This window comes from Vallitalea sediminicola (assembly GCF_054408565.1).
This window is the reverse complement of the sequence record NZ_BTPT01000266.1, coordinates 1-295: the sequence shown is the minus strand read 5'-3', so window position 1 is coordinate 295 and position 295 is coordinate 1. Positions and strand designations below refer to the sequence as shown.

Below are 295 nucleotides of genomic sequence, written 5' to 3'. Positions count from 1 at the left end.
CTTATATTACCCTATTGTTAACGAAGATGAATGTAAACGAAAAGAAAACAAAAATTTCTTGAACCGTGTTTATAATGGCACTTTCAGCTTGATGTTTGCAAAATTTTTGGAAGATGAGGCATTTAGTAAGGATGAAATAAATGATTTGAAAAAGATTCTTAACGAAAAGACGGAAAAATAAGGAGGTTAGATATTGTTTAATTTACATGAGTTGACTATTCAAATATTTCATTCATCAATAATAATAAGTATTGTCATCTTGATTATTCTTAGCATAAAAACCATATTTAAAAAT

At 26.1% G+C, this 295-nt stretch carries 1 protein-coding gene; it reads left to right on the top strand.

Annotated elements, in window-relative coordinates; all coding sequences use genetic code 11:
* Positions 1 to 181: BlaI/MecI/CopY family transcriptional regulator (locus tag ACX6CF_RS26685; RefSeq protein ID WP_458788410.1), on the top strand; the 181-nt coding region annotated here is incomplete at its 5' end.
* Positions 182 to 295: the final 114 nt, after the last annotated feature.